Source organism: Streptomyces sp. NPDC060205 (genome assembly GCF_042728395.1).
Classification (GTDB): domain Bacteria; phylum Actinomycetota; class Actinomycetes; order Streptomycetales; family Streptomycetaceae; genus Streptomyces.
Genome location: NZ_JBHWZP010000330.1, coordinates 1 through 9,994 on the forward strand (window position 1 = coordinate 1; position 9,994 = coordinate 9,994).

10 protein-coding genes and 1 riboswitch are annotated in these 9,994 nt (G+C 69.9%); of the genes, 2 read left to right on the forward strand and 8 right to left on the reverse strand.

The window, feature by feature from the left end:
- Nucleotides 1-198: 198 nt before the first annotated feature.
- The 4 genes from ACFWGJ_RS36450 to rlmN all read right to left on the reverse strand — a co-directional run bounded on the left by ACFWGJ_RS36450 (nt 199) and on the right by rlmN (nt 5,347).
- Nucleotides 199-1,230, reverse strand: coding sequence for an ABC transporter ATP-binding protein (locus tag ACFWGJ_RS36450; RefSeq protein ID WP_387333177.1), 1,032 nt, complete (start codon nt 1,228-1,230; stop codon nt 199-201).
- A 2-nt stretch (nt 1,231-1,232) separates the two neighbouring features.
- Complete coding sequence (locus ACFWGJ_RS36455) at nt 1,233-2,954, reverse strand: ABC transporter permease (protein ID WP_387333179.1); 1,722 nt, start codon at nt 2,952-2,954, stop codon at nt 1,233-1,235.
- Nucleotides 2,930-4,030, reverse strand: coding sequence for a thiamine ABC transporter substrate binding subunit (locus ACFWGJ_RS36460; protein ID WP_387333181.1), 1,101 nt, complete (start codon nt 4,028-4,030; stop codon nt 2,930-2,932). Before ACFWGJ_RS36460 ends, ACFWGJ_RS36455 begins: the two co-directional genes overlap by 25 nt.
- 78 nt (nt 4,031-4,108) lie before the next feature.
- Nucleotides 4,109-4,214: riboswitch (TPP riboswitch) on the reverse strand.
- Between the two features lie 26 nt (nt 4,215-4,240).
- Nucleotides 4,241-5,347: a 23S rRNA (adenine(2503)-C(2))-methyltransferase RlmN gene (rlmN, locus tag ACFWGJ_RS36465; RefSeq protein ID WP_387333183.1), complete on the reverse strand. Its 1,107-nt coding sequence runs from the start codon at nt 5,345-5,347 to the stop codon at nt 4,241-4,243.
- A gap of 211 nt (nt 5,348-5,558) precedes the next feature.
- Here rlmN and ACFWGJ_RS36470 point away from each other — a divergent pair, with 211 nt between their 5' ends.
- Nucleotides 5,559-5,900: a DUF6233 domain-containing protein gene (locus ACFWGJ_RS36470; protein ID WP_387333185.1), complete on the forward strand. Its 342-nt coding sequence runs from the start codon at nt 5,559-5,561 to the stop codon at nt 5,898-5,900.
- A 44-nt stretch (nt 5,901-5,944) separates the two neighbouring features.
- Complete coding sequence (locus ACFWGJ_RS36475) at nt 5,945-6,175, forward strand: hypothetical protein (protein WP_387333187.1); 231 nt, start codon at nt 5,945-5,947, stop codon at nt 6,173-6,175.
- Nucleotides 6,176-6,320: 145 nt separating this feature from the next.
- On the opposite strand, the gene ACFWGJ_RS36480 is transcribed toward ACFWGJ_RS36475, so the two are convergent.
- From ACFWGJ_RS36480 to tsf, 4 genes are all read right to left on the reverse strand, one after another.
- Nucleotides 6,321-7,493, reverse strand: coding sequence for a phosphatidate cytidylyltransferase (locus tag ACFWGJ_RS36480; RefSeq protein WP_387333189.1), 1,173 nt, complete (start codon nt 7,491-7,493; stop codon nt 6,321-6,323).
- Nucleotides 7,493-8,050 carry a ribosome recycling factor gene (frr, locus tag ACFWGJ_RS36485; protein ID WP_149515371.1) on the reverse strand — a complete coding sequence of 186 codons (558 nt, stop codon included), beginning with the start codon at nt 8,048-8,050 and terminating at the stop codon, nt 7,493-7,495. The genes ACFWGJ_RS36480 and frr overlap by 1 nt, the downstream gene beginning before the upstream one ends.
- Before the next feature lie 120 nt (nt 8,051-8,170).
- On the reverse strand, nt 8,171-8,944 hold the full coding sequence (pyrH, locus tag ACFWGJ_RS36490) for a UMP kinase (RefSeq protein ID WP_381833126.1): 774 nt from the start codon (nt 8,942-8,944) through the stop codon (nt 8,171-8,173).
- Between the two features lie 212 nt (nt 8,945-9,156).
- Nucleotides 9,157-9,993 carry a translation elongation factor Ts gene (gene tsf / locus ACFWGJ_RS36495; protein WP_387333192.1) on the reverse strand — a complete coding sequence of 279 codons (837 nt, stop codon included), beginning with the start codon at nt 9,991-9,993 and terminating at the stop codon, nt 9,157-9,159.
- Nucleotide 9,994: the final 1 nt, after the last annotated feature.

The following is a 9,994-nucleotide window of genomic DNA, read 5'->3' on the forward strand; positions in this document are numbered from 1 at the left end:
GGCCACGACTGCGCCCGGCCCCACGCCCCCAGGGGCGCGGGGAACGGCGCGATCTTTCGCCGTCAGACGCACGGGGACCGGCACAACCCACCAGGGGCGCGGGGAACTGCGCAATCTTTTGCCGTCAGACGCACGGGGACCGGCACAACCCACCAGGGGCGCGGGGAACGGCGCGACCAGCCCCCACCGCCCCGCACATCAGGCCCCCGGAACCCCTCCCAGTACCACAATTTCGGCCACATCGAAGGCCACCCCAACCCCCTCCCCCGCCTCCGGCGCATCCCGCAGCGCACACGCCGCCTCCAACCGCGGCGCCCCCTCCGCCTGCAGCTGCACAGCGACATGCGTCCCCCGGAACGTCCGCGCGGCCACCGTGCACGGCAGCCCCTCCGCGACCGGTACGAGCCGTACCCCCGCGGGCCGCACGAGCAGCGTGACCTCCCCCTGCGGAGTCCCCGAGGGCACCGGCAGCTTGCCCCACGGCGTGTCCGCGGCCTCCCCGGAGACGACCGCCCCGGTGACGTTCTCGAAGCCGAGGAAGCGCGCCACGAACTCGTCGGCCGGCCGCTGCCAGACCTCAAGTGGCGTACCCGACTGGGCGATCCGCCCGTCGCGCATCACGACGACCCGGTCGGCGAGCGCGAAGGCCTCACCCTGGTCGTGCGTGACCGCGAGCACGGTCGTGCCCAACTCGCCGAAGAGCTCGCGCAGTTCCACCACGAGCCGTTCGCGCAGCGAGCGGTCCAGCTGACCGAGCGGCTCGTCGAGCATGAGCAGCCGGGGCCGGGGAGCCAGCGCACGGGCGAGCGCGACCCGCTGCTGCTCACCCCCGGAGAGGGAGGCGACGGCCCGCCCCTGCGCGCCCGGCAGCCCCACGAGCGCCAGCAACTCCCCCGCCCTCAGCGCCTGCTGCCGCTTGGACTCCCCGTGCATCCGCAGCCCGAAGGCCACGTTTCCGGCCACGTCGCGCTGCGGGAACAACTGGTGGTCCTGGAACATCAGGCCGACCCCCCGCTTGTGCGCGGGCACGCCGTCGAGGTCGCGGCCGTCCAGGAAGACCCGCCCGTCGTCCAGCCGCTGGAGCCCCGCGACGGCCCGCAGCAGCGTCGACTTGCCGCTGCCACTGGGCCCGAGGACGCACACGATCTCGTGCTCGGCGACATCGAGTCCGACGTCGTCGAGCACGGCCCGCCCCCCGAACCGTACGGTGGCCCCATCGAGCTTGAGCATCGTCAGAACTCTCCCGTCCGGTCGGAACGAAGGTCGGTGCGCAGGCGTTCGAGCACCAGCAGCGCCACCGCGCACACCAGCATCAGGATGGTCGACAGGGCCATGGCCTGCCCGTAGTTGAGGTCCCCGGCCCGTCCGAGCAGCCGCGCCACGGCGACCGGCAGGGTCGGGTTGTCGGGCCGTGCGATGAAGACGGTCGCGCCGAACTCGCCCAGCGACACCGCGAAGGCGAACCCGGCCGCGATCAGCAGAGCCCGCCGCACCATCGGCAGATCGACCTCGCGCCACACCCGCCAGGGCGAGGCGCCGAGCACCGCCGCGGCCTCGCGCAGCCGTCCGTCCACCGCGCGCAGCACCGGCAGCATGGTCCGTACGACGAAGGGGACGCCCACCAGCGCCTGCGCGAGCGGCACCAGGATCCAGGTGCTCCGCAGGTCCAGCGGCGGCTCGTCGAGCGCGATGAGGAAGCCGAAGCCGACGGTCACGGCGGAGACGCCGAGCGGCAGCATGAGGAGCGCGTCGAAGCCGCGGACGAGTCGTCCGAGGCGTCCGGTGTCCCGCCGGGTGAGGGCGGCGGCGGCGAGTCCGCCGATCAGCAGGGCGATGGCGGTGGCGGCGAAGGCGTACCGCAGCGAGTTGCCGACGGCGTCGATCGGCGGGACGAGGAAGAGGCTGCCCTCGTTGCGGGTGAGCGCCTTGTAGTAGCCGAAGCCGGGGGCGTCGAGCGAGCGCTCGACGAGGACGGCGAGCGGCAGCACGAGCAGGACGGCGATGGAGCCGAGGACGCCCGCGAGCAGCGCCCACTGCCCCGCCCCGCGCGGCGGGCGCGCGGTCGCGCCTGCGTCCACCAGCCGCAGGGCGGTCTCCCGCCGCCGTACGGTCCGGGCGTGGACGGCGAGGATCGCGCCCACCGCGACGAACTGGACGAGGGTCAGCACGGCGGCCGTCGAGAGGTCGAAGATTTCCGAGGTCTGCCGGTAGATCTCGACTTCGAGGGTGGAGAAGGTGGGGCCGCCGAGGATCTGCACGACACCGAAGGAGGTGAAGGTGAAGAGGAACACCATGAGCGCGGCGGCGGCCACGGCCGGGCCGAGCGCCGGGAGCGTCACCCTGCGCCACGCCGCGAACGGGGAGGCGCCGAGCACCCGGGCGGCCTCCTCCTGCCGCGGGTCGAGCTGCGACCAGAGGCCGCCGACCGTGCGGACGACGACCGCGTAGTTGAAGAAGACGTGCGCGAGCAGGATGGCCCAGACGGTGGTGTCCAGGCGTACGCCCCACAGCTCGTCCAGGAGCCCGCCCCGCCCGAGCAGCGCCAGGAAGGCGGTGCCCACGACGAGCGTGGGCAGCACGAACGGCACGGTGACGACCGCCCGCAGGATCTGCTTGCCCCTGAACTCGAAGCGCGCGAAGACGTACGCGCCGGGGAGCGCGACCAGCAGGGTGAGCGCGGTCGAGGCGAGCGCCTGCCAGGTCGTGAACCACAGGACGTGCCGGATGTCGGGCTGTCCGAGCACGTCCGCGATCCGCCCGAACCGCCAGACCCCGTCGACCTTCAGCCCGCGGGCGGTGATGGCCACGACCGGATAGGCGAAGAACACCCCGAAGAACGCGGCGGGCACGGCCATGAGCCCGAGCCGCGCCACGCTCCCCCGGCGCGCAGACCGCGAAGACCGCGGAGACCGGGGGCGCGCGCCGGCCTCTACTTCAGTACGAGCGAGGTCCATGACTTGACCCACTCGTCACGGTTGTCGGCGATCCTGGCGGGGTCCAGGGTCTCGGGGTTCGCGGCGGCGGGACCGTACTGCGTGAACGCGTCGGGCACCTCGGCGCCCTCGATCACCGGGTAGACGAACATGTTGAGCGGCATGTCCTCCTGGAACTGCTTGCCGACCAGGAAGTCGATGAGCGCCTTGCCGCCCTTGCTGTTCTTCGCGTTGCTCAGCAGGCCCGCGTACTCGACCTGGCGGAAGCAGGTGCCGTCCGCGACACCGGTCGGGGCGGTCTTGGGCTTGGGGTCGGCGTAGATGACCTCGGCGGGCGGCGAGGAGGCGTACGAGACGACGAGCGGCCTGTCGCCCTTGGCCTTCTTGCCGCCGGCGGACCCGGAGAACTCCTCGTTGTAGGCCTGCTCCCAGCCGTCGACGACCTTCACGCCGTTGGCCTTGAGCTTCTTCCAGTAGCCCTCCCAGCCGTCGTCGCCGTACTGGGCGGCGGTGCCGAGCAGGAAGCCGAGGCCGGGCGAGGAGGTCGAGGCGTTCTCGGTGACGAGCAGGTCCTTGTACGCGGGCTTGATCAGATCGTCGAAGGACGTCGGCACGGCCACCTTGTGCTCGCTGAACCAGGCCTTGTCGTAGTTGACGCAGATGTCTCCGGAGTCGATGGGCGTGACCCGGTGCTTGTCCTGGTCGACCCGGTACTCGGCCTTGATGCCGTCGGCGCCCTCGGCCTCGTACGACTGGAAGAGTCCGTTGTCGAGCGCGCGGGAGAGCAGGGTGTTGTCGACGCCGAAGAAGACGTCTCCCTGCGGGTTGTCCTTGGTGAGGATCGCCTTGTTGACGGCCTGCCCGGCATCGCCGTCCTTGAGGACCCGGACCTTGTACCCGGACTCCTTCTCGAACGCCTTCAGCACGTCCTTGGTGTACGCGAAGGAGTCATGGCTGACGAGGGTGACGGTCTTGGACCCGGAGCCCTCGTCGCCGCTCCCCGAGTCGGACGACCCGCACGCGCTGAGCGCGGCGAGGCCGAGACCGCCGGCCGCGACCACGGCGGTGATCCTGAAGATGCTGCTCTTGTTGCTCACTCGATTCCTCCTGGGTTGACCAGGAAGAGACGCGGCCCTGCCCGGGACCGCGAACGGCTCCCGGGCAGGGCGCAACAGCTTGAGTAGTGCCCGAACTTCCTACCCAGAATGACCTGGGCGAGGTTCAGAGGGTCTGCGGGCTGTCCCGCACTCTCAGCGCTGTGGCGCTCCCCTGTCGGAATATGAAGATGTACGTGTCTGTGCGCCAGACTACCGCTCGGTGGCCGCGAGCTGTCCGCACGCCCCGTCGATCTCCTGGCCACGGGTGTCCCGGACGGTGACCGGCACCCCATGAGCGGCGATCGCCTCGACGAACGCCTTCTCGTCCTCGGGCCGCGAGGCGGTCCACTTGGAGCCGGGCGTCGGGTTCAGCGGGATCAGGTTCACATGCACCGGCTTGCCCTTGAGCATCCGCCCGAGCCGGTCACCGCGCCACGCCTGGTCGTTGATGTCCCGGATGAGCGCGTACTCGATGGAGAGCCGGCGCCCCGACCTGGCCGCGTACTCCCAGCCCGCGTCCAGCACTTCCCGTACCTTCCACCGCGTGTTGACCGGTACGAGGGTGTCGCGCAGCTCGTCGTCCGGTGCGTGCAGGGAGATGGCGAGACGGCACTTGAAGCCCTCGTCGGCGAACCGGTTGATCGCGGGGACGAGACCGACGGTCGAGACGGTGATCCCACGCTGCGAGAGCCCGAGCCCGTCCGGCTCCGGGTCGGTGAGCGCCCGGATGGACTGGACGACCCGCTTGTAGTTGGCGAGCGGCTCGCCCATGCCCATGAAGACGATGTTGCTGAGCCGCGCCGGGCCGCCGGGGATCTCCCCGTCGCGCAGCGCCCGCATGCCGTCGACGATCTGGTGCACGATCTCGCCGGTCGACAGGTTCCGGTCGAGACCGGCCTGTCCCGTCGCGCAGAACGGGCAGTTCATCCCGCAGCCGGCCTGCGAACTGATGCACATCGTGACCCGGTCCGGGTAGCGCATCAGCACGGACTCGACGAGCGTGCCGTCGAAGAGCCGCCAGAGGGTCTTGCGGGTGGTGTCGGCATCGGTGGACAGATGCCGCACGACCGTCATCAGCTCGGGCAGCAGCGCTTCCTGCAGCTTGGCGCGCGAGCCGGCAGGGATGTCGGTCCACTGCTCGGGATCGTGCGCGAACCGCGAGAAGTAGTGCTGCGAGAGCTGTTTGGCACGAAACGGCTTCTCACCGACCGCGGCAACGGCCTCTTTACGCTCGGCAGGCGTGAGATCGGCAAGGTGCCGCGGCGGCTTCTTGGCTCCGCGGGGGGCGACGAATGTGAGTTCTCCGGGCTTAGGCATGGCTGTACCAGTGTCGCAGATCGATTCGTGTGACCGGAGCCGCGAGGTTTCGGGGGAGGGCGGCCGCACGAGGTGGTCGCCGACCCCACCACCCCTGGACGGCCCCTGCACGGCCCCGGACGGTTTCAGTGGCCTCTTCCACCGACTCTCAGAGGCTTCTTCCACCGCTCGCGTTGCCATCTAGGCCACCCTTGGACCTAGAATCGAACGCGTGTCCGATAAAGTGTCTCGTCTGGATCGTCTGCGCAGCGTCCGCGAATGGCTGGCCTGGCAGCTGCGCCGCACGGACGACACCATCGCCGAGCTCGAACGTCAGGAGGCAGCCGCTGTCCGTGCCGCGCGCACACCGCCCTCGCCCACGCCCGGCTGGAAGCTCGCCCTGCGCAGAGCGGGCGGCAGACCCGCCCCCGAGGCCGTCCATACGAGCGACTGCGGCATGGCCGGCAAGAACACCAGACCGCTGCCCCGCGAGCAGGCGCTCCGGGCGATCACGGAGGACGGCATCAGCGCGTGCCCCTACTGCCGGCCCGACAACGATCTGGGTGTGCTGTGAACGGCGAACGGCCGCAAGGCGAGAACACGAGCGGGACGGGCGGGATGAGCGAGACGAGCGGGACGAACGCGGCGCCCATCGTCGTGCACCGCATGACGGGCGCCCGGGGGCGCCGGGTCACCATCCACGGCCAGGTCTTCGGGCTCGCCCACAGCGACACCGACCTGGTCGAGTTCCTGCGCCGGGCGGGCCTGCCGGACGACGCCTGGGAGCTGCTGGACGACCCGCGGTGGGTGAAGTGGCAGGGCGGTCGGCCGCACGAGTACGCCCCGTAGAGCCCGTACTCCCCGTAGGGGCCGACACTCTCCGTAGGGGCCCGTACTCCCCGTAGGGGCTTGGTACTGCCCGCAGGGCCCGGACGCCGAAGACCCCCGGCCGTGATCGGCCGGGGGTCCCTGGATGACGCGGTACTCGGTCCGGTCAGCCCGATCCGACGAAGAGCACCAGCAGCAGCCACACCACAGGGGCGGTGGGCAGCAGCGAGTCCAGTCGGTCCATGATCCCGCCGTGGCCCGGGAGCAGGGTGCCCATGTCCTTGATGCCCAGGTCGCGCTTGATCATCGACTCGCCGAGGTCGCCGAGCGTGGCGCTGGCCGCGACCGCGAAGCCGACGATCAGGCCCTGCCACCAGGTGCCGTCGTCGATGAGGAACTGCATGCACAGCGCGCCCGCCACCATCGCGAAGGCGACGGCGCCGAGCAGGCCCTCGCGGGTCTTGCCGGGGCTGATGCGCGGGGCCAGCTTGTGCGTGCCGAAGCGCCACCCGACGGCGTACGCGCCCGTGTCGCTGACCACGGCCAGCAGCAGGAACGTGAGGACCCGCCACGCGCCGTCGTCCGCGGTGAGCATCATCGCCACGAAGGTGGCGAGGAACGGGATGTAGAAGGCCGCGAAGACGCCCGCGGTGACGTCCTTGAGGTATCCCTCGGGCGGTTCCGTCATCCGCCAGACCAGGACCGCGAGCGCGGTGAGCGCCATGGCCACCCAGGCGCCCTCGGGCCCGCGGACGTAGCCGGCGACGACCATCGCCGCACCGCCCACCGCCAGCGGCACGAGCGGCGCCTTGATGTCCTTGCGCTCCGCGAGCCTCGATGTGAGCTCCCACAGCCCGACGACGACAGCGACCGTTATGACGCCGACGAAGACGGCCTTGACGACGAACAGCGACGCGACGATCACCACGCCGAGTCCGACCCCGACCCCTATGGCAGCACCGAGGTCGCGGCCCGCGCTCTTCTTCTGCGGCGCGGGTGCGGGCTGTGCGGCGCTGGTCATGGGCTCCTGCTGATTCAGCGGATGCTGCGGATGCTGCGGATGCTGCGGATGCTGCGACGAAGTCTGGAACGGCGGCGGCGTCGACGGTGGCGGCGTCTCGTCGCGGAACAGGGGGCCGCCCGTCCGAGCGGCCCCCCGGTCGTCATCCTGGTCTCCGCCATGCGCGGGTACGTCGGGCACGATGGGCATGGGGCGAGTCTGCTGCGCGTGATGCGCATCGTACGCGGGACCCGCCGGGGCATCCCCCTGGACAGGCCCCCGGTCGGACGGCCCCCAGTACCCGGCTTGTGGCGGCGCCCCCCAGGAAGAGTCGTTCATCAGACTTCGAGCAGCTCTGCTTCCTTGTGCTTGAGCAGCTCGTCCACCTGCGCGACGTACTTCGCGGTGGTGTCGTCGAGCTCCTTCTCCGCACGGCGGCCCTCGTCCTCGCCGACCTCGCCGTCCTTGATCAGCTTGTCGATGCCGTCCTTGGCCTTGCGGCGGACGGAACGGATCGAGATCTTGGAGTCCTCGGCCTTGGTGCGGGCCACCTTGATGTAGTCCTTGCGGCGCTCCTCGGTGAGCTCGGGGAACACCACCCGGATGATGTTGCCGTCGTTGCTCGGGTTGACGCCGAGGTCGGAGTCGCGGATCGCCTGCTCGATGTTGCGCATCGCGCTCTTGTCGAACGGGGTCACCACGGCCATACGCGGCTCGGGCACCGAGAACGAGGCCAGCTGGTTGATCGGGGTCAACGCGCCGTAGTAGTCCGCCACGATCTTGTTGAACATCGCCGGGTGCGCACGGCCGGTGCGGATCGCGGCGAAGTCCTCCTTGGCGACCACGACGGCCTTCTCCATCTTCTCCTCGGCTTCGAGGAGGGTCTCTTCGATCACCACTTGCTCCTGCGTGTCTTGAGTAGGCCCGGCTGCGGTTCCCTGGCGGTTAGGCGGCCGGCTGCGTCGCGTCTTATTCCTGAACGGTTCCCGACCGGCAGGACATTGTCCATCCCCCGGTCAGGCCCGACTGCCCTGGTCACCCACAAGCGTGCCGATCTTCTCACCCTTGACCGCCCGAGCGATATTGCCCTCGGCGAGAAGCTCGAAGACGAGGATCGGGAGCTTGTTGTCACGGCACAGCGTGATCGCGGTCATGTCGGCGACCTTCAGGTCGCGGGTGATGACCTCGCCATAACTGAGCGCGTCGAACTTGACCGCTGCGGGGTTGGTCTTGGGGTCGGAGTCGTAGACCCCGTCCACACCGTTCTTGCCCATCAGCAGCGCTTCGGCGTCGATCTCCAGAGCGCGCTGGGCGGCGGTGGTGTCCGTGGAGAAGTACGGCATGCCCATCCCGGCGCCGAAGATCACCACACGGCCCTTCTCCAGGTGCCGCACGGCGCGCAGCGGGATGTACGGCTCGGCGACCTGCCCCATGGTGATGGCGGTCTGCACGCGCGAGTCGATGCCCTCCTTCTCCAGGAAGTCCTGGAGGGCGAGGCAGTTCATGACGGTGCCGAGCATGCCCATGTAGTCGGAGCGGGCCCGGTCCATGCCGCGCTGCTGGAGCTCGGCTCCCCGGAAGAAGTTGCCACCCCCGATGACGACGGCGATCTGGGCACCGCCGCGGACCACCGCGGCGATCTCCCGGGCCATCTTGTGCACCACGTCGGGGTCGACGCCGAGCGCTCCGCCACCGGCGAACGCCTCACCGGAAAGCTTCAGCAGAAAGCGGCCGGAGCCCTTGCCGGTGTCGCTCTTTTCGTCCTTGTCGGCGGCCTTGGTGGTGGTCATGGAGATCTCGCCTCTTCTACGTGTCGCACATACGGGTCGCACATACGAAGAAGGCCACTGCCGGTGGGGTGTTGTTCGCATCCCATGCGCGGCAATGGCCTCCTCGTCTGATCTGCTGTCGTCCGTTCACGCCCGCGCGTGACGGTCTGCGCGACCGACACGGACGACTGCTGTCGACCCTAGCGGGATCGCGCGTCGATCGCGGTACGGACTCAGATGCCGACCTTGATGCGCGAGAAGCGCTTCAGGGTGACACCGGCCTCGTCCAGAACCTTCTGGACGGACTTCTTGTTGTCGAGCGCGTACGGCTGACCGAGGAGGGTGGCCTCCTTGAAGAAGCCGTTGACGCGACCCTCGACGATCTTCGGGAGCGCGGCCTCGGGCTTGCCCTCGGCGCGCGTGGTCTCCTCGGCGACGCGGCGCTCGGACTCGACGACCTCGGCCGGAACGTCCTCACGGGAGAGGTACTTCGGCGCGAAGGCGGCGATGTGCTGCGCGATGCCCTTGGCAAGACCGGCGTCGGCCTTGTCCAGCTCGACCAGGACACCGATCTGCGGGGGCAGGTCGGGCATGGTGCGGTGCATGTACGCGGTCACGTAGGTGCCGGAGAACTGGGCGAAGCGGTCGAGGACGATCTTCTCGCCCAGGTTCGCGTTGGCCTCGTCGACGAACGCCTGGACCGACTTGCCGGACTCGATCTCCGAGGCGAGGAGCGCCTGGATGTCGGCCGGGGAGGTCGCGGCGGCGTGCTCGGCGATCTGGTTGGCGACGGCCTGGAACTTCTCGCCCTTGGCGACGAAGTCCGTCTCGCACTTCAGCTCGACCAGGACACCGGAGGTGTTGTCGTCGGCGATGATGGAAACCACGGCGCCGTTCTCGGCGGAGCGGCCCTCGCGCTTGGCGACGCCCTTCTGGCCCTTGATGCGCAGCGCCTCGACGGCCTTGTCGACGTTGCCGTCGGCCTCGTCCAGCGCCTTCTTGCAGTCCATCATGCCGGCGCCCGTGAGCTCACGGAGCTTCTTGACGTCGGCGGCGGTGTAGTTCGCCATG